The organism is Ruegeria sp. HKCCA4008, assembly GCF_013033125.1.
Classification (GTDB): Bacteria; Pseudomonadota; Alphaproteobacteria; order Rhodobacterales; family Rhodobacteraceae; genus Ruegeria.
The window spans coordinates 188102-207429 of sequence record NZ_WQDM01000001.1; the positions used below are offsets into that span (position 1 = coordinate 188102).

A 19328-nucleotide genomic window follows, 5' to 3' on the forward strand; every position below is an offset into this window, starting at 1 on the left:
TCACTCACCATACACGCTGGCTGCGTCGCCCAGATAATTGTCCCACGCAAACCAATAGGAAACATGACCGGCGACTCGTGGCAAACGCGTTCCATCCGGCCCGATCAAAGCCTCTTCCGTGACGGTCCAACCGTTCCCCGCGCTATCCTGCAACCCGCCTTGCGTCGCCCGGAACGCATGCGATTTTCGCTCATAGGCCCGCACGCTGCGCTCTTTGGGATCGCCAATCAGAACCAGAGGTGTCCGACCGATTGCATCGTTGATCACCGGTTTGCCCTTGAACGCATCCAGAGGCCAGGCGCGGGCTGCCCCAAACTGGCGCACGGCAAAGATGTAATCCTTCTGCCGATGCCGGGACTGATCCACAACCGCCGGGAACATCAGCTCGTTCGAGGCGAAATAGTCGCGATAAACCACCCCTGATCCGTAATTGCGCCGATGCCCGGTGTTCAGCGACAGAACACGGGTTTTGGGATGCGAGGTCCTCCAGCTGTCCCATGTCGTGATCACCACAGGGCGCTGTTTCAACGTGATGCCGCTGTTCGCCAAGGGCCCCACAACAGACTTGCCGGTATACTGATTCCACAGCGAATGCGTCTCGCGGTCAAACATCAGCTTGTTCGAACGATAGAGGAAACCTGACGACCCGAAAATGAACGGTTTTCGCCGCCCCGCCACCTGGGTTTCAAACAGGATGCCCGACCCGCAAAGCGTGCAATAGGCCAGCGCCACGGGCACGCCGCCGATCACCTCGTTGAACATCTCGTGCCAGCCCATGATCCGCAGGGGATAGGCGCGCTCATCCCCGTTGATGGCCGCGCCGAACACCAGATCATCGCCCTTCAGGTACCCCGCATTCGAAGCAGAGATCAGGGTGGGATTGTCCAGAGACGGAATGCCATCCTTGTACACACCGCCCCAGGCGATCTCTTCCAGGCGGATCTTCATCTTGTCGCGTTGCAGATATTCGGGCCGCAGGAACAGATCGAAATTCGGGTCGATCCCCAGAAGAACCTCGCGCTTGAACGGGATCAGCGACGGATGAGGGGTAATCTGCGGGTTTCGTTCCTGCCACAGCATCCACTCGAACCAGTCATTGCCATGGCGTTGCCCGGTCAGGGCCTCCATCACCTCGACAATCTCATCCCGTCGCCTGTCGGCATAACGCATCGCAGTCAGCAACCCGGCCACGACATCCGGCTGGCCGCGATCCTTCAAATACGCCATCTGCGCCTCAAACGCGGTCCGACGCCCGCTCAGCGTGCTGCGCAACGCGTCCAGAACCGGATCCTGCTGCGCCCAAAGCGCGCCGGGTGCCATTGCACCAGCCCCGATCATCACTGCAAAACCGCGACGTGACATCGACATGAAAGCCTCCGGTGTTACCCCGGAGCAAGTGTGCCGCAAATGCCGTTCACGTGCATGCCACAGCTGCGTGAGGTGGGCGCGGGGGCTGGCGTTAAATCTGCTCCACCTTCACCGATTCAACCGGATAAAATGCCAGATGGTCCTTGATCTCGGCCACCGCCTGAATCGGATCCTCATAGCTCCAGACCGCGTTGTCTGTCACGGATGACTTGTTGACGATGGAAAAATGCGTCGCGTCGCCCTTGCCGGGGCAGTGGGTCACCTTGTCGGTCCGATCCAGAAACGCCATCGCTATATCGTTGCGCGGGAAATAGATCACCGGATCCTTGTCGCCTTCAAGCAGTTCCAGCGCGTTGTTCGTTTCGCCCAGGATCGCACCGCCCGAGCGGACAGTCCATTTGCCCGGCGCTTTCCGGATCGTGATCTCAGCCATTCCTCTTCCTTCCGTCGTCGTATCAGGGCCACCCCTCTGCCTGTTTTATGTAACAGACTCGTGTCAGATTGGGGCAGTTGCGGCATCCAACCACAGTTGTGCGTCATGTCCCAGCCTTGGGCGGATTTTTTCCGCAACGTCGCGGTGATAGGCATTCAGCCAGTCGCGTTCGTCGGTCGTCAACATATCGGCCATGATCAGTCTGCGGTCAATTGGTACATAGGTCAGCGTGCGCCAGTTCAGCATCGCGCGTTCGGCATCGCCACCGGGAAGCAGAGGAGCGTCTTCCACCACCACAAGGTTTTCGATGCGGATGCCAAAGGCGCCTTCCCGGTAATACCCGGGTTCGTTTGACAGGATCATGCCGGGTTGCAGCGGTACATGGCTGACTTTGGACAGCCGTTGCGGCCCTTCATGCACGCTCAGATAGGCGCCGACCCCATGTCCGACCCCATGGTTGAAATCCTGTCCCGCAGACCACAGCGGCACGCGGGCCACACATTCGATATCCCGCCCGGAAAGGCCCGCAGGCCAACGCAGCATCGACATGGCAATCATGCCCTTCAGCACCCGGGTGAAGCAGGTTTTTTCCTCGGTTCCGACGTCACCGATGGCGATGGTTCGGGTGATGTCGGTGGTGCCGTCCAGATACTGCCCGCCACTGTCCAGCACCAGAATATGGCCGTGTTCCAGGCGGCTGTCGGTCTCTTCCGTCACGCGGTAATGCATGATCGCACCGTTCGGACCCGTGCCTGCAATGGTATCGAACGAGATGTCCTGAAGCGCATTGTCCTTGCGCCGGTTTTCTTCCAGCCGGGTGACAACCTGTGTTTCGGTCACGCTGCCCGGGGCTTGCTGGTCCAGCCAGCACAACGTTTCGATGACCGCCACCGCATCGCGCAAATGCGCCTCGGCGCTGCCCGCGATTTCAGCCGCATTCTTGCAGGCTTTGGGCAGGGCGCAGGGATCGCCGCCATCCGTCATCGCGTCACCCAGCGCATCGGCCACGATCTGAGGTACCGAAGCGGCATCCACCTGCACCGGACCGGCCAGTGTCGCAACCGCATCCAAAAAATCGCCCACAGCGCGCAAAGTCACCTGAGAGCCCAGATGATCCCGTACCCCGGCCAGTTTCTCTGCCGCCATGAACAGATCGACCTGACCACCTGCATGAAGAATGGCAAAGCCGTGGGCCACCGGGTTATAGGCGATATCCGACCCACGGATATTCAACAGCCACATGATGGAATCCGGCAGGGTGATCACCGCTGCCTTGTGCCCGGCCCGTCGAAGGTCTTCGGCCAGACGGGCGATCTTGCTGTCCGCACCTTCCCCGGCAAATTCGATCGGATGCGCCTTGACCGGGTTCATCGGCGGTGCGGGTTGATCGGCCCAGATCCGGTCCACAAGGTTTTCGCATCTCACCAGTTCGATGCCCGATCCTTCCAGATCACTCAATGTGCCGGAAATCTGCCCCGCCGCATGCAGCCACGGGTCAAATCCGATCTTGCCGCCGTTGGGCAATTGCTGTTTCAGCCAGGCGCTCAGGCTTACCTCGGGCCAGGGGACCGGGGTGAAATCTGCGGCAACTTGTGCCTTGACCTGGGTGCGATACCGCCCGTCGATGAAAACTCCGGCCACGTCGCGCAGGACGGCGCAAAACCCGGCCGAGCCCGTGAACCCGGTCAGCCAAGCCAGACGTTCATCGCGCGCCGCGACATACTCTCCCTGATGCGCATCCGCCCGCGGGATCAGAAACCCGTCCAGCCCTTCTTGCACCATCTGTTCGCGCAAGGCGGCCAGCCGCGGTGGCCCCTGTTCCGGGCGGGCGGTCACTTCGAAGGATTGGAACATGGGCGGCCTCATTCACAGCATTTGAGCGTGACCCTGAGGCGCATTTCAAAAAATGTCCAGACGGCAACACCCCGCGTGAACAGGCCGATGATCAGCAACGAAAAACACGTCGCCCTCGGGAAATACGCCCGCCGGGCAGAAGATCAGCCTCAGCCGGCCTTTCTCATCCCCATGACCCGCGCCCGCGCCCGCGGGTCACTGTCAAACAGAGCCGCCAGTTGTTCGGTCATCGCGCCGGCCAGTTGCTCTACATCGGTAATCGTCACCGCCCGGTCGTAATACCGGGTCACGTCATGGCCGATCCCGATGGCCAAAAGTTCGACCATTTTGCGTTTTTCGACCATCGCGATCACGTCGCGCAGGTGTTTTTCCAGATAGTTGGCCGGGTTCACGCTCAGTGTCGAATCATCGACCGGCGCACCGTCCGAGATCACCATCAGGATCTTGCGTTGTTCGCGCCGCGCCAGCATCCGGCGATGTGCCCATTCCAGGGCTTCTCCATCGATGTTTTCCTTAAGCAGGCCCTCTTTCATCATCAGACCCAGATTGGGCCGCGCACGACGCCAAGGGGCGTCCGCGCCCTTGTAGATGATGTGGCGCAGGTCGTTCAAACGGCCGGGCTGCTGCGGACGTCCATCGTTCAGCCATGCCTCGCGCGCCTGACCGCCTTTCCACGCCCGCGTGGTAAAGCCCAGAATTTCGACCTTTACATTGCACCGCTCCAGCGTCCGCGCCAGAACATCGGCACAGATGGCGGCGATCGAAATCGGACGTCCGCGCATCGACCCCGAATTGTCCAGCAGCAGCGTCACCACCGTGTCGCGGAACTCGGTGTCTTTCTCGACCTTGAAACTCAGCGGAGTGGTGGGGTTCGCGACCACACGTGCCAATCGACCCGCGTCCAGAATGCCTTCTTCGCGGTCGAACTCCCAGCTGCGGTTCTGCTGCGCCTGCAGCCGGCGTTGCAGCTTGTTGGCCAGACGCGACACCGCGCCTTTCAAGGGCTCCAGCTGCTGATCCAGATAGGCCCGCAGACGTTCCAGCTCGGCCGGTTCGGCCAGATCCTCGGCGGCGATCTCTTCGTCATGGGTGTCCAGATAGACCTTGTAATCCGGGTCCGCTTCGGATGCCGGCGGCGGGGCAGGCGGCTCCAGAGGCGCCTCGCCATCCGGCATCTCAGCCTCGTCACCCATCTCGTCTTCGGCCATTTCGTCCATCGCGACCTGGGCCTGAGACTGATCCTGCTGTTCTTCCTGCGTCTGCTCAGGTGTCGCGTCGGCGTCCTGTTCGTCCTGATCATCCTGACCGGTGCTGTCCGGATCGGGCTGTTCTTCGGCGTCGTCCTCGGCCTGGTCTTCCTGCTCGTCGTCCAGCTCATCGGGGTCATCCCCAAGCTGGTCGCCATATCCCAGATCCTTGATCACCTGACGGGCGAATTTGGCAAACTCCGCCTGATCCGAGAGAATCTCGTCCAGGTTCTCCAACGTCCCGCCCGCTTGCTCTTCGATGAACCCACGCCACAGGTTCATGATGTTCTCGGCGGCAGAGGGCATATCACGCCCGGTGGCCAGATGCCGGATCAGGTAGCCTGCCGCAACCGAAAGAGGTGCATCGGCGGGTTGCTTGCACTGATCATACCCACGCCGGATTGCTTCATGCCCGATCTTGACGTCAATATTGCTGGCGGTGCCGGGCATATCCCGCGCGCCCATCGCCTCGCAGCGGGCGGTCTCCATCGCCTCGTACAGATCCCGCGCCATATCGCCCGGAGGCGCATAGCGCGCATGGGTCGCGTCGTCATGATACTTGCGGTTCAATGCCAAGGCGTCCGCCGTGCCACGCGCCAACAGCACCTCTTCGCGCGTCATCCGGCGCGAGACCTGAGGCAGCCGCATAGACTCGCCCGTCATGCCCGAAGGGTCCACTGTATAGGTCACCGACAGTTCGGGATCATCGGCCATGACTTTGGTCGCCTCGGCCAAGGCCTTCTTGAACGGATCGGCGGGGTTGTCATTCTTCTGTGCCATGTCCTTAAGCCCTCATAGTACTGGCCTGCCCGGCGTCGAAAACAGTAACGGATCCGTCTTCATCTGGCCAAAAATATCCCCGCCGGAGGCATTGCGCCCGCTCCGGGCGCAATTCGGGTGCTTATCCCAAGCTTGCACTCGCGGCGCTTTCAGGCAACTCCTCATCGAAGCAGCGCTGATAGAACTCGGCCACGGTCTGGCGCTCCAGCTCATCGCATTTGTTCAGGAAGGACAGGCGGAACGCATAGCCCACGTTGCGGAAAATCTCGGCGTTCTGGGCCCAGTTGATCACGGTCCGCGGACTCATGACGGTGGACAGATCGCCATTCATGAAGGCGGTCCGTGTCAGGTCGGCGACGGTGACCATCTGGCTGACGGTCTTGCGTCCCTCGGCGGTGTTGTAATGCGGTGCCTTCGACAGAACGATCATCGTCTCGGCGTCGTGGCTCAGATAGTTCAGGGTCGACACCAGCGACCAGCGGTCCATCTGCGCCTGGTTGATCTGCTGCGTGCCGTGATACAGACCCGTGGTGTCGCCCAGACCGACCGTGTTGGCGGTGGCAAACAGGCGGAAGTTGGGGTTCGGGGTGATGATCTCGTTCTGATCCAGCAGGGTCAGCTTTCCGTCATGCTCCAACACACGTTGGATCACGAACATCACGTCTGCGCGGCCCGCATCGTATTCGTCGAACACGATGGCAACCGGGTTGCGCAACGCCCAGGGCAGGATGCCTTCGTGGAACTCGGTCACCTGCTTGCCGTCGCGCAGTTTGATCGCGTCCTTGCCGATCAGGTCGATCCGGCTGATATGGCTGTCGAGGTTCACACGCACGGCGGGCCAGTTCAGACGGGCAGCGACCTGTTCAATGTGGGTCGATTTGCCGGTGCCGTGATAGCCTTGGATCATCACGCGACGGTTATGGGAAAAGCCCGCCAGAATCGCCAGCGTGGTTTCCGGATCGAACTTGTAGGTATGATCGATCACCGGCACCCGGTCGCTGCGCTCGGCGAAACCCTTGACCGCCATGTCGCTGTCAATGCCGAACACGTCACGGACCGAGATATCCTCGGTAGGTTTTGCGTTGATATCGATCGATCCGTCAGCCATGCGCCTAGTCCTTATCCTTTGGCCCGTTCACCGGGTTTGAACCCGTGTGTGGTGCAACATATTGCGGGCAAGGGCAAGGGAAAGCGAAAGGTGCCCAGAGGTGCGCATGTTTTTCTTGCAAACTGGCCCTATCGTTGCGCGTGGGGTGTCATTCCAGAGTGATGACCCACGCTACGATTTGGCACCTCGCGTTAACAAGCTTTGAGGCCGATTGCGCATAACCCAGAAGTCCTCGGTGAAAGGCTGGCAACAACCTTTGTGCCTCGTTCAAATGCAAACATTAACATACTATCATTGAAATGCTGCTTCGGCGCGTTAACATGTCTTTTAGATGTGGTTTTTGGCGTTCTTTGTGAGTTTGTGAGGTCTGTGGTGTTCTGTTCAGTCAACACACGGAGGGAACTTGTTCGTTGCGAGTTCCCTTTTGGTCCAACCTGCTTGGCGGATACAACGTATGTCGTTTGATGTCTTACTTCATTCGGTCAACACAAGCGGGCAAGGCGACTTGATCGTCCAAAACATGACCGATCCAGCCACTGTCTCGGGTCAAACGATTTCGATCAACGGTGGTCCGTTCGTACCCTACACGTATCTCGGACAAGGTAACTACAGAGGTACCGGCGAATCTGGTGAATTTATTCAGGTTGGAACCGAAATCTATGCCTGGGACACCAACAACCCCACCGGGCCAATGACAACCGGAAACTGGCAAATCACAACCGGAGATCTTGATCCAAACAATCCGCCCTGTTTTGTTGCTGGAACCCTGATAGAGACCGAGGCCGGTCCACGCCCGGTCGAGAACCTGATGATCGGTGACAGAGTTTGCGTGTCAGGTGGGAAAACGTTGCCGATTTTGTGGATCGGGAAAAAAGTGCTGAGTGCACAAACACTGGCTTTGCAACCGAAATTTAGACCCGTTCGCATTCGGCGCGACGCGATTTGCAAGGGTCAACCCAACCAGGATGTTTTTGTGTCCCCGCAACATCGGATCATGCTGGAAGGCTGGCGCGCCGAGTTGTTGTTCGGACAAGATCGGGTCTTTGTTGCGGCAATCCACTTGGTGAATGACGGAACAATTCAGCAGGTGCACACAGGTGAAGACATCACATATTACCACATTGCCTGCTCTCGACACGCGGTATTGCACTCGCAGGGGCTACGTAGCGAAAGTCTTTTTCTGGGCGACACAGCGCTGAAGTCTTTCTGTCGTGAAGACGTCGAAGAACTGCTCGCACTGTTCCCCGGATTGCGTGACGGCACTGCAGAGTCGCAACAAACTCGCTTAAGTTGTTTGAAGCGCCGGGAAGCAATTGCATTGCGAAGCTCATACCCGGACTAAAGCGCGAATAGTTGTAATCCGAACCGCCCCTGGTTTGATCCCTGGCCTCAACAAACCCCTTCAAATGTGTTCTCTCGGATCAGTTGCCTTAGGCAATTTCTCAGTGCAGCACCGTTGTGATGGCTTTAAACATCTGTGCCTTGCGTCAACCGTTGCTTGCCTATAGCGAAAACCAAAGTTCGTCTTTGCGAAAGCCACCTTTTACCAGACGATCCGCTTTCAACACATCCGGAAACTCGTCTACCCAATCCCGAAACCGGTCATTTGTGACGATGCGTGCCTTGCTATCCCGCGCCGCCTGCAAGATCAGCGGATCCGCAGGTGTCCCTTTGGGGGCCACCATGACCTGCTTGGATCGTAGGCCCAGGGCGCGGCTCAGCTTTCGGTCGTCCATATAGTGGCCTTCGACTTTGTACCCGACATTCGCATCGAACATGACGCCCGGTTTGAACCCTGCGCGCTTCAAAGTCTCAAGGACCTTCCTCAACGTACCCAGATCCGGCGTGCCATCTTTCCAGTGCATGACGTTCGAGCCGTCCACGATGATCCATGTATTGGCCTGGCGCCACCTGAACCAGGCCCGTATGAACAGGATTGTGCTGGCCATCACGCAAATCAGCGCCAAAAGGAACAACCAATCCGCGTCAGTCGGAATGAAACTGGCAGCGATGAACCCGCTTAGCGAGACGAGCAACAGGCAAATGGATGTGCGCAACGAAACTGATCCCTGGAAATTCCTGTCCCAAACCCTCCACCACTTTCGTGTGGAATGAAACAGGGTTCCATACGGAACTTGCGCAGTTTTTTCAGGTTGTGTCGTCTGCGGCACCCAACCATTCAGGCAGGGCGCGCCGCGAACGCAAAGCAGGCAAAGCCGTGACCGCTACTTGAAGTTCCGGCTGTCCTTGATCTGATCCCAGGCCCAGACAACTTCCTGCAACTGCTCTTCCTGCGAGCGGTCGCCGCCGTTCATGTCCGGATGCAGCACTTTGATCAGCTTCTTGTACGCTTTGCGAACTTCGGCCTTGGTCCAGCTGTCATTGGCCTCGAGAATCTCGATCGCACGGCGTTCGGTCGGCGGCAGGCGTCGTCCGCCGCCACCCGTCGTGCGGCCTTTGTTCTGCGTGCTGTTAGCACCCAGAACCTGATGCGGATCCTCGATCCCCAAACGGGCCCAGGCACGTGCTTCGGGGTCGCCCATCGGCTTGGTCTCGCGCTCCCAAACCTTGTCTTTCGAACGCTGTGCGTTCAGCTCGGCTTCGGTGGTGCCGTCAAAGAAATTCCACTTCTGATTATATTCCCGCACGTGTTGCTGGCAGAACCAGAAATAATCATCCAGGACATCCGGTGCTTTTGGCGCGCGGAACTTTCCCGGCTCTTCACATCCCTCGTGGTCACAGATCCGGACCGAGGTTTCAGAGGCACCCGACATGCCCCGGCGTCCCCGCGGATTCTTCTTTTTGGCGCTGGAAACGGACATATCGAATCCGAAGGGGTCTGATTTCGCCATGCTCTAATCCTCAAGAACGCGTCTTTTCGACTCGGAGGCAGCAGTTTAATCTAAGCAGCCGAAAGTAGAAGAGGGGTGCGGCAATATTTTTGCCGCTAAGCAAAAAAATGAGTGTGACCGACGAGATCCGAACCCGCCTGCAAGCCGCCTTTGATCCGCGCGAGCTTGAAGTGATCGACGACAGCGAAAGCCATAGGGGCCATGCAGGATATCAGGAAGGTGGTGAAAGCCACTTCAACGTTCGTATCCGCGCCAGCGCATTCGAAGGCAAATCCCGCGTCGCCCGCCACCGTGCGGTACACAAGGCGCTGGGCGACATCGTGCCGCGCATCCACGCGCTGGCCCTGGATATCGGCGTCTGAAGACCTTTACGTGTCAACTAGCCTCCATCTGCGCGGACGGCGTAGATGCCGAGATGGCGTATTCCTCTTGTGTCATGACCTCTTCGATTCCCTCGAACAGGGGGGTCGACAAGTATCGCTCGCCGGTGTCCGGCAACATGACCAGTATGACAGAGCCTGCCGGCGCGGATTCGGCCAGCTTCATGGCCACCGCAAAGGTCGATCCGCCCGAAATCCCGGTGAATATCCCTTCTTCGGCGGCAAGCCGGCGCGACCATGCGATCCCTTCGGGTCCGGGAATGGGGATCAACTCGTCATAGTATGCATTGTCGATGGCTTCCTGAAGAACCCAGGGGATGAAATCCGGTGTCCAGCCCTGAATCGGGTGGGGCTCGAAATCGGGGTGGCTTTCGGTCGGCTGATGGTCAGCGTTGCGCGTATTGACGTAACCTGATGATACGATTGCGGCATTTGCCGGTTCGGTCAGGATGATCGTGGTGTCGGGCCGCTCTTTCCGCAAGATACGCGAAACACCCGAAACGGTGCCACCGGTCCCATAGCCCGTCACCCAATAATCCAGCCGTCGTCCTTCGAAATCGGCAAGAATTTCGCGCGCCGTCGTGTTTTCGTGAATATCGGCGTTGGCAGAAGTTTCGAATTGGCTGGCAAGGAACCATCCGTTTTCCTCGGCCAATTCCTTGGCCTTGGTATACATGCCGAACCCTTTTTGCGCCTTGGGGGTCAGAACAACCTTGGCGCCCAGAAACCGCATCAGCTTTCGCCGCTCGACCGAGAAGCTCTCGGCCATCGTGACGACCAGAGGATATCCCTTGGCCGCGCACACCATGGCCAGCCCGATCCCGGTGTTGCCGGATGTCGCTTCGACAACGGTTTGTCCGGGTTTCAGCCGCCCGTCACGTTCCGCCGCCTCGATGATGTTCAGCGCCAGCCTGTCCTTGACCGAGCCTGCCGGGTTGAAGGCCTCGAATTTCACATAGACGGTCACATGCTCTGGCGCGATCCGATTGACCCGAATGCAGGGCGTGTCACCGACCGTGTCGAGAATGCTGTCATACAGGCGTGCCCGCCCTTGTGTCTGCCGAATAGCCATTTCGATGTCCCTCCAGAATACCCGGCTAACATGCCACAGATTTCCCGAGGGTGTAGCCCTTATTGCTTTCCAATGCGGTTGGGCCGTCCCGGATCGACTTGACGTATGTCAGAGCGAACACGGATGTCCTGCACAAGGCCACAGGGCATTTGCAATCGTTCTGGCGGTCGTACCAGCCCCCAAGCCTATGTTTTCGAAGGGCCGTTTTCATCAACGGCGTCATCAGACCGCTTCAACGACAAAGGCGGCTCGTCCGTCTCTGCGGCAATTGGTTTCGGGGCCTGTACCTCGTCGGGGCCCGGAATCGGCTGGGCCAGCGGGGTTTCATCCATCTCAGGTACTGCGCCGACCCACGAGGCATCGACTTCCTCTTCCACCACGCGGCGGAACACCAGCACATTGCGCCAGTTCGTGGTCGATCCGGTCAGACCCGAGCGTTCCTCGCTGGGCAACAGCTCGGCCCGCTGGTATTCCCAGCCATCCTGACCCATCTGATTCAGCAGTTGCTCGACCGAGACAGCAAAGCGGCCCTCGGCCGTTTTCACGCCTTTGGCTTTGACACCTTTTTGCGGGGCGGGGATGACCTTGTATTCGTAGCGCTTCATCTACTGTTCCTAAATGCGTTTCCGCGCCAACTTAACACGCTGCCCCCCGGGTGAAAGAGCCCTTGCCCATCCGGCGGAATTCAGCTCTGACCATTCGCATCGGCCTGTGCCGCCTTGGCCACAACCGACAGGCACAGTTCCGTCGCCAGCGCCATGTCCTGCACTGAAATCCATTCCAACGGGCCGTGAACGCACTGCATCCCGGTGAAGATGTTGGGGCAGGGGGTGCCGAATTCGGTCAGGCGGGATCCGTCCGTGCCGCCCCTGATCGGTACCGACAGCGGTTCAACCCCCAGTTCGCGACACGCATCCCGCGCCAGCTCGACCGGAGTCATGTCGTTTTCCAGCCAATACCGCATGTTGCGGTACTGGTGGCTGATGTCGCAGGTGATGGTCGCGCGCGGTTCCGTGGCCTGCACGGCGGCGCAGACCTGCCGCACGATGTCTCGTTGCGCCTCCAGCCCGTCCATCTCGAAATCACGCAGGATCAGCTTGATCTCCATCTCGGATGATCCGCCGTTCATGTCAGTGACATGGATGAAGCCTTCGCGCCCGTCCGTGGTTTCCGGCGTCATGGTGGCCTGAGGCAATGTCTGCACGATCTTTGCCGCCAGATGCGTGGCGTTCACCATCTTTTCCTTGGCCAGGCCGGGATGGATCGAAACACCCTCGATCCGGATCACGGCGCGGTCGGCCGAGAAACTTTCATACTCGATCTCGCCCACTTGCTGCCCATCCAGCGTATAGGCAAAATCCACGCCCAGATCCTTGGGCAGTTGTTCCGTGACGCCCCGGCCGATCTCTTCATCCGGAGTGAACGCGATACGAATAGGGCCATGTGGAGTATCCTGATTTTCGATCAGGTGCCGTGCCATCGTCATCAGAATCGATACACCGGCCTTGTCGTCCGCGCCCAGCAGGGTTGTGCCCGACGCGGTGATCAGGTCGTGGCCGATCTTTTCGGCCAGATAGGGGTGGTCATCCGGAGAAAGAACCAGATCCGGGTTGTCCGGAAAGGTAATGTCGCCACCGTTGTACCCCTTGATCACCCGCGGCTTGACGCCGGTAGCGTTGAACTGAGGGGCCGTATCGACATGTGCCAGAAAGCCCACGGTCGGCCCCGACGCCGTTCCGGGAATGGTCGCGACGACAACACTGTCGCCCGTCATCTCAACATCCTGCGCGCCGATCTGGATCAGCTCATCGCGCAACAGGTTCAGCATGTCGAACTGGATCCGAGTGCTCGGGGTCGTCGGGGATGTCTCGTCACTTTGACTGTCGATGGCGGCATAGCGCACCAGCCGGTCTTCGAGTTCCTGATCAAATCTGCTTTGCATAATACCTCACCTCTCTGTGGCGGAGGAAAGGGCGCGAACAGCAGGAAGTCAAGCCGATGGCTTGACCCCAAGTTTTAAGATTTCGTGAGAAACCGGATTGTACAAACCCGCCAAAGATTGCCGGCAGGCTTGTACAAAACGAAAGGTTTACGAGCCCAGCTTTTTGCTGACCAGTTCGTTGACGGCCTTCGGGTTCGCCTTGCCGCCGGTGGCTTTCATGACCTGACCCACGAACCAGCCCGCCAGTTTCGGGTTCACCTTGGCCTTCTCGACCTGCGCCGGGTTGGCGGCGATGATCTCGTCCAGCGCGGCCTCGATCGCGCCGGTGTCGGTCACCTGCTTCATGCCGCGTTTCTCGACGATCTGCGCCGGGTCGCCGCCTTCGGTATAGACGATCTCGAACAGCTCCTTGGCGATCTTGCCCGAAATCGCGTCCGAGGCGATCAGGTCGATGATCCCGCCCAGCTGCGCGGGCGAAACCGGCGAGTCGGTGATGTCGCGGTCGTCTTTCTTCAGGCGGCCGAACAGCTCATTGATGACCCAGTTCGCCGCCAGTTTTCCGTTGCGGCCCTTGGCCACTTCCTCGAAATAGGCGGCGGATTCGACCTCGGCGGTCAGCACGGATGCGTCATAGTCGGTCAGGCCGAAGTCATTGATGAAACGCGCCTTTTTCTCGTCGGGCAGCTCGGGCAGCCTGGCGGCGATATCATCGACCCAGGCTTGCTCGATTTCCAGTGGCAGCAGGTCGGGGTCGGGGAAATAGCGGTAATCATGCGCTTCTTCCTTGGACCGCATCGAACGGGTTTCACCCTTGTCCGGATCGTACAGACGCGTTTCCTGCTCGACCTCGCCGCCGGCCTCGACGATGGCGATCTGACGACGGGCTTCGACCTCGATCGCTTGCTGAATGAAGCGCATCGAGTTCATGTTCTTGATCTCGCAGCGCGTGCCCAGATGCGAAAAATCCTGTGTTTCCTGATACTTCTCATAGGCGCCGGGCAAACAGATCGAGACGTTCACATCGGCCCGCAGGTTGCCGTTCTGCATGTTGCCGTCGCAGGTACCCAGATAACGCATGATCTGGCGCAGCTTGGCGATATAGGCCGCGGCCTCTTCCGGCCCGCGGATGTCGGGGCGGCTGACGATCTCCATTAGGCAGACACCGGTGCGGTTCAGGTCGACGAAGGACATATGCGGATCCATGTCGTGGATCGACTTACCCGCGTCCTGCTCCATGTGGATACGCTCGATCCGCACCTTTCGCGCGGTACCGTCGCCCAGTTCGACCAGCACTTCGCCTTCACCCACGATGGGGTGGTAGAGCTGGGAAATCTGATACCCTTGCGGCAGGTCGGGGTAGAAATAATTCTTGCGGTCAAAGGCCGATTTCAGATTGATATCCGCTTTCAGGCCCAGCCCGGTGCGCACGGCCTGTTCCACGCAGTATTCATTGATCACCGGCAGCATCCCCGGCATCGCCGCGTCCACGAAGGCCACGTTTGAATTCGGCTCGGCCCCGAATTGGGTGGATGCACCCGAAAACAGCTTGGCATTGGATGAGACCTGAGCATGCACCTCCATCCCGATCACCAGTTCCCAATCGTGCTTGGCCCCGGCAATGGTTTTGGGTTTGGGCATTTCGTATGTCAGATCGAGCATGGCGCGCCTCATTTCCGCAGAAGTCTAAGCCTGCGTATTAGGCCCGGCAGGGCCTAGGGGCAAGGGGGAATCCTGTCGTGTTCAGTTCTGGGAAAACCGCAGGCCCGACGGTGTGAATGTCACATCCATTCCGCTGCGCAGTTCTTCCCGGAACAGATCCGAGATGGCGCGCAAGGCATCGCGCTGACCGCGTGCTGCAAATCGTTCGGGAGAGTTTATGCGGACGGAATTGTTGAAACCGTTGGCCGCATGCGCCCAGATCAACGGGTGCAATTCCGTCAGGTGATCGCGGATAAGCCGGTTTGCCGTGTCGCGCATCTGCGAACGGACAAGGTCGGCCTGATCGTTCAGGCCAAATCCGTTCTGGACAGTGATCGCGCAGTAGGATGACAGCATGTTGATCATCTGCTGATCGGGCCGCAGGCGCAGGATATCGCGCAGACCTTCAAGGAAATACTCGATATCGACGCGGGCACAGGCCTCTTCGTCCAATGCAATGGCGTCGAACTGAACCCATGTGTATCCGCCCGCGCCCCAGATATCCTGTGTCCTGGCGGCTGTACGCAAGGCTTGCAGCTCCAGCTCTTCGTAGCTGCCGAACCACCGGGGCAGAAGGTGGCTGCCCATCGCGCGCATGTGGCGCTGATTACATGGATCCAGCGTGATCAGCCGTTCATATTCTTCGGCCACCCGCGCGTTGGATTTGCGTTGACCAGCCAGCAGCGCACATCCGGTCGCTGCAATCAGGGGGCTGTCGGGAGCATCCTTTCTGCATTTGGGCAGGATTGCTGCGGCCCGGTCGAAATGCGCGGCGCAGCGTGACCGATGCAAAGGTGGCAGCGTCGCGTCCGAGGCCGTTCCACGCCATGCCCACGCCAGATCGATATGGGCAAGGGCAACGACGGTGGCGATCATCGGGTCTTCAGGGTTGTCCGCCATCTCGCCTTCAAGTTCCGAGATGCCCCCCAACAGGTCGTAATCCAAGATGGCCGCGCCATCCGAAAGCGCATGTTCAGCGGCCAGAACAACGTCAGACCTGGCACCGAACGCCAGCAGATCGGCCACCGGCATACCATCTGCAACGGCGGCGCGATCCTGATCAGCCACGCGCATTTCCTGCGACAGCTCTGCCCAGCGGTCCTGCCGGGCGAGGTAGCGGCCATGTGCGATCGTGGAATGTCCGACCAGATCATCGCGGTCGGGTTTTGCAACGGGAATATTGAGCTGACCCTGCTCTGGCAAGGCGGCCGCAAGCGCGGATTTCGTCGCGCACAGGTCTGCTGAAGCATTTGTAGGAGTAGCTGTGGATGGGGCGAACAGTGCCCTTAGCGACCGAAACATGGCGATACTCAAAACTGTAAAAACGTATAACTGACACCGAAGTCTGGCGGGATATCGGGTTCAAATCAAGTAAATTGCCTATTAATTTCTTTCTTTTGTGTCCAATTCGCCCCTCAAAGGTCCAGTGTTTCAGAAAACAGTGAAATGATGCCGTTCTACGCGAAATCCGGCTTGTTTCAGAAGGGTTTCCAAATCCAGATGCGCCGGAAGCGACTCATCCGGCAGACGGATTCGTTTGCCGGAATGCAAAACAATCGACACTCGAACCGAGAAATCCAAACGGGTGTCAAACCGGAAATGGTCGATGTCGCGCAGCGCGACCTCTGCCTGCCGGTTCCCCGTGAACCAGCTTAGCGCATTCTGATCCAGTTGCATGCCCGCGCTGGTGTTCTGAACCACGTCCCAAACTGCGGGCAGCGTGGCCAAAGACAGCAGCCCCGCGATCCACCAGGCCGCGTCAAACAGGACAACCAGCGCCAGCAACGCCGCATAAACACCGGCCAAGATGGCCAGCGTTCGCAAATTTCGGTTGCTGCGGGCAAAGCTGTAAGGCGTCATGCGCCGAGGATGCGGGACACCATTTCGGTCGTGTCCCGCGACAGATTCGGTGTTTCCGCGATGCGGGAAAGCTGCGCACGCATCAGGGCCTGACGATCCGGATCATACCGTTTCCAGGTCTGGAACGCCGAGCACATTCGGGCCGTGGTCTGTGGGTTCACCGGGTCCAGACGGATCAGCCAGTCGGCCAGCAGGGCGTATCCGGCGCCATCTGGTTGGTGGAACCCTGCGTGGTTCATCGCCAAGGCCCCCATGACGGCGCGGAACCTGTTCGGGTTTTTCCAGTTGAAATCGGAATGTTCGGTCAGGGTCGCGGCAATTGCGGGCGTCGCTTCGGGTGCTGCCATCGCGACTTGCAGGCCAAACCACTTGTCCATGACCAGCCTGTCATGCTGCCACTGGTCGGAGAAGGCCTCCAGCTGCGCCTCACCCTTGCGGGCGCGTAAAAGGCAAGACAATGCAGTCAGTTGCAATGTCATGTTGTCTGCCTTGTCGTACACCTCGGCCGCCATCGCCCCGCCGTCCAGACGAGAGGTCAGTGCCAGCGCGGCGCTGCCAAGTGCCCGTTTGCCGGACTGCTCGGCGTCTGGGCTGTAGGGGCCGTCCACCAAAGCCTCACTGTGCAGGCGAGGCAGCAAATCCTGTACATTCTGGGCAGTTGCCTGCCGCAACGTTTCCACCGCGGCCCAGATCGCCATGGGGTCGGGTGTGTGGCCACGGTCATGCAGGGCCGCTGCCAATTCCGATTGTGTCGGCAATCCCAGCATCAACGCACGATAGGCCGGGTCCAGTTCGTCATTGCGCAGCACAGTCAACAATCCGTCAAGGTAATCGGTATCCGGCGCCGCATCCTGAAGGATCATCCGCATCAGGGTGTCCTGCGCCAGATCCCGTCCTGCCTGCCAACGGTTGAACGGGTCCGTGTCATGCGCCAGAAGAAACGCGCGTTCCGCGTTCGACTGGTCATGTTCCAGAATGACAGGTGCCGAGAAATCGCGCAGGATCGATGCTGTGGGTTTTGCCGCCAGGCCAGTGAACGCAAAGCTTTGTTCGGCCTGCGTCAGTTCCAGCACTTCGGTCGCGCGAACCTCATCGCCGTTGGGCCCAAGCAGGCCAACTGCAACCGGTATGACCTGAGGCAGTTTCTCCTCCTGTCCCGGTGTGGGATCGGTTCGCTGTTTCAGCGTAAGTGTATAGGTGCCGTCGGCCCAGGCTTCCTGGACCCTGATGCGCGGCGTGCCCGACTGGCTGTACCAACGTTTGAATTGTGTCAGATCGCGCCCGGTGGTGTCTTCGAAAACCTTCAGCCAGTCCTCGATCGTGCAGGCCTGACCGTCATGGCGTTCAAAATACAGATCAAGCGCCTTGGCATAGGCCGCATCCCCGACCAACCGTTTCAGCATGCCGATCACCTCGGCACCCTTCTCATAGACGGTGGCGGTGTAGAAGTTGTTGATCTCCTGAAAGCTTTCTGGCCGCACTGGATGCGACAACGGACCGTTGTCCTCGGGGAACTGCCGGGCACGCAGGTCTATGGCGTCGTGGATGCGTTTCACCGGGGCCGAGCGCATGTCGGAGGTGAATTGCGCATCCCGGAAAACTGTCAGACCTTCCTTGAGGCACAGCTGGAACCAGTCGCGGCAGGTGATGCGGTTGCCGGTCCAGTTGTGGAAATACTCATGCGCGATGATCGCCTCGATCCGTTCGAAATTGGCGTCGGTCGAAGTTTCGGGACTGGCGAGAACGGCCGACGAGTTGAAGATGTTCAGCCCCTTGTTTTCCATAGCGCCCATGTTGAAGTCATCGACGGCGACGATGTTGAAGACGTCCAGATCGTATTCACGGCCATAGACATCCTCGTCCCATTTCATCGACTTCTTCAACGCCTCCATGCCGAAAGCGCATTTCCCCTCGTCTCCGGGACGGACCCAGAGATTCAGTTCGACGGTGCGACCTGACCTGGTGGTGAACTGACCGGGATGTGCGATCAGGTCTCCGGCGACCAGAGCGAACAGATAGGCGGGTTTGGGCCATGGATCGACCCATTCGGCCCAGCCATCGCCCTTGCCCGACGGGTTGCCGTTCGACAGCAGAACCGGCAGGTCGCCATTGATCCGAACGGTGAACGTGGACATCACGTCGGGACGGTCGGGATAGAAGGTGATCTTGCGGAACCCCTCGGCCTCGCACTGGGTGCAGTACATGCCGTTCGACATGTACAGACCTTCCAGCGCGGTGTTGTTTCCGGGGTCGATTTCGACCTCGGCTTCCCACAGGAACGGCGCGTCCGGGACATCTGCGGTTAGTCCTCTATCGGTCACATCCGGCGTGATCTCGGCCCCGTCAATGGCGGCGCGGATCAGTTTCAGTTCTTCCCCATGCAGAAAGAATGTGCGGTCAGTGGCGTCAGGATTGGGCCGGAACGCAGTGCGCGAGGTGACGCGCGTGGCGTGCGCGTCCAGATCAAAGGTCAGGTGCACGCTGTCCACCAGATAGCCAAACGGTGTGTAGTCTTTCAGGTAGATCGTGGTAGGGGCAGCGTCGCGCATCTTGGGCCTCGTATCTGTTCGGGACTGGCGCGACGTTAGGGGCTTCGTTCCGGCGCTGCAACCGGCCCCGCCATTGCCTTGAGGTTTTTGAAACAGCTTCAAGCCGAAGCGAAAGCCCCAAATGACGGGATGAAAGTTGCCTATCGGAAACTTTCCGCCTAAGTCACAGTGCATACAATGGCGCA

16 protein-coding genes are annotated in these 19328 nt (G+C 59.2%); 2 read left to right on the plus strand and 14 right to left on the minus strand.

From position 1 onward, the window contains the following. From GOW60_RS00955 to cobS, 5 genes are all read right to left on the minus strand, one after another. Positions 1 to 1368 (minus strand): DUF3179 domain-containing protein, encoded by a 1368-nt coding sequence (locus GOW60_RS00955; protein WP_171227909.1) that lies wholly within the window; start codon positions 1366 to 1368, stop codon positions 1 to 3. Positions 1369 to 1459: 91 nt separating this feature from the next. After that, entirely contained in the window at positions 1460 to 1801 is a 342-nt protein-coding gene (locus GOW60_RS00960; RefSeq protein WP_171227910.1) for a DUF427 domain-containing protein, read from the minus strand. A 63-nt stretch (positions 1802 to 1864) separates the two neighbouring features. After that, a complete protein-coding gene (locus GOW60_RS00965; protein WP_171227911.1) occupies positions 1865 to 3655 on the minus strand; it encodes an aminopeptidase P family protein in 1791 nt (596 codons plus the stop codon). 149 nt (positions 3656 to 3804) lie between these two features. Further along, the gene (gene cobT / locus GOW60_RS00970) at positions 3805 to 5682 is read right to left on the minus strand and encodes a cobaltochelatase subunit CobT (protein ID WP_171227912.1); all 1878 of its coding nucleotides are present in this window, start codon (positions 5680 to 5682) and stop codon (positions 3805 to 3807) included. Positions 5683 to 5803: 121 nt separating this feature from the next. Further along, a complete protein-coding gene (gene cobS / locus GOW60_RS00975; RefSeq protein ID WP_152458642.1) occupies positions 5804 to 6790 on the minus strand; it encodes a cobaltochelatase subunit CobS in 987 nt (328 codons plus the stop codon). A 454-nt stretch (positions 6791 to 7244) separates the two neighbouring features. Between cobS and GOW60_RS00980 the strand changes: the two genes are divergently transcribed. After that, entirely contained in the window at positions 7245 to 8132 is an 888-nt protein-coding gene (locus tag GOW60_RS00980) for a Hint domain-containing protein (RefSeq protein WP_171227913.1), read from the plus strand. A gap of 160 nt (positions 8133 to 8292) precedes the next feature. Here GOW60_RS00980 and GOW60_RS00985 read toward each other — a convergent pair whose 3' ends face one another. Continuing rightward, positions 8293 to 8847 (minus strand): hypothetical protein, encoded by a 555-nt coding sequence (locus tag GOW60_RS00985; protein ID WP_254443805.1) that lies wholly within the window; start codon positions 8845 to 8847, stop codon positions 8293 to 8295. Positions 8848 to 9015: 168 nt separating this feature from the next. Continuing rightward, entirely contained in the window at positions 9016 to 9642 is a 627-nt protein-coding gene (locus tag GOW60_RS00990; RefSeq protein WP_152458640.1) for a J domain-containing protein, read from the minus strand. A 107-nt stretch (positions 9643 to 9749) separates the two neighbouring features. Between GOW60_RS00990 and GOW60_RS00995 the strand changes: the two genes are divergently transcribed. Continuing rightward, positions 9750 to 10004 carry a BolA family transcriptional regulator gene (locus GOW60_RS00995; RefSeq protein ID WP_171167246.1) on the plus strand — a complete coding sequence of 85 codons (255 nt, stop codon included), beginning with the start codon at positions 9750 to 9752 and terminating at the stop codon, positions 10002 to 10004. A gap of 13 nt (positions 10005 to 10017) precedes the next feature. On the opposite strand, the gene GOW60_RS01000 is transcribed toward GOW60_RS00995, so the two are convergent. The 7 genes from GOW60_RS01000 to pepN form a co-directional block, all read right to left on the minus strand. Next, positions 10018 to 11094 (minus strand): PLP-dependent cysteine synthase family protein, encoded by a 1077-nt coding sequence (locus GOW60_RS01000; protein WP_171227914.1) that lies wholly within the window; start codon positions 11092 to 11094, stop codon positions 10018 to 10020. Positions 11095 to 11279: 185 nt separating this feature from the next. Continuing rightward, the gene (locus tag GOW60_RS01005) at positions 11280 to 11699 is read right to left on the minus strand and encodes a DUF4177 domain-containing protein (protein ID WP_171227915.1); all 420 of its coding nucleotides are present in this window, start codon (positions 11697 to 11699) and stop codon (positions 11280 to 11282) included. Positions 11700 to 11779: 80 nt separating this feature from the next. After that, positions 11780 to 13036 carry a peptidase T gene (pepT, locus tag GOW60_RS01010; protein WP_171227916.1) on the minus strand — a complete coding sequence of 419 codons (1257 nt, stop codon included), beginning with the start codon at positions 13034 to 13036 and terminating at the stop codon, positions 11780 to 11782. Positions 13037 to 13183: 147 nt separating this feature from the next. Further along, positions 13184 to 14695 (minus strand): Asp-tRNA(Asn)/Glu-tRNA(Gln) amidotransferase subunit GatB, encoded by a 1512-nt coding sequence (gatB, locus tag GOW60_RS01015; protein WP_171227917.1) that lies wholly within the window; start codon positions 14693 to 14695, stop codon positions 13184 to 13186. An 81-nt stretch (positions 14696 to 14776) separates the two neighbouring features. After that, positions 14777 to 16036 (minus strand): hypothetical protein, encoded by a 1260-nt coding sequence (locus GOW60_RS01020; RefSeq protein ID WP_254443806.1) that lies wholly within the window; start codon positions 16034 to 16036, stop codon positions 14777 to 14779. A 129-nt stretch (positions 16037 to 16165) separates the two neighbouring features. Beyond that, positions 16166 to 16594: a hypothetical protein gene (locus GOW60_RS01025; protein WP_171227918.1), complete on the minus strand. Its 429-nt coding sequence runs from the start codon at positions 16592 to 16594 to the stop codon at positions 16166 to 16168. After that, the gene (gene pepN, locus GOW60_RS01030) at positions 16591 to 19143 is read right to left on the minus strand and encodes an aminopeptidase N (RefSeq protein WP_171227919.1); all 2553 of its coding nucleotides are present in this window, start codon (positions 19141 to 19143) and stop codon (positions 16591 to 16593) included. Before pepN ends, GOW60_RS01025 begins: the two co-directional genes overlap by 4 nt. Positions 19144 to 19328 lie beyond the last annotated feature (185 nt).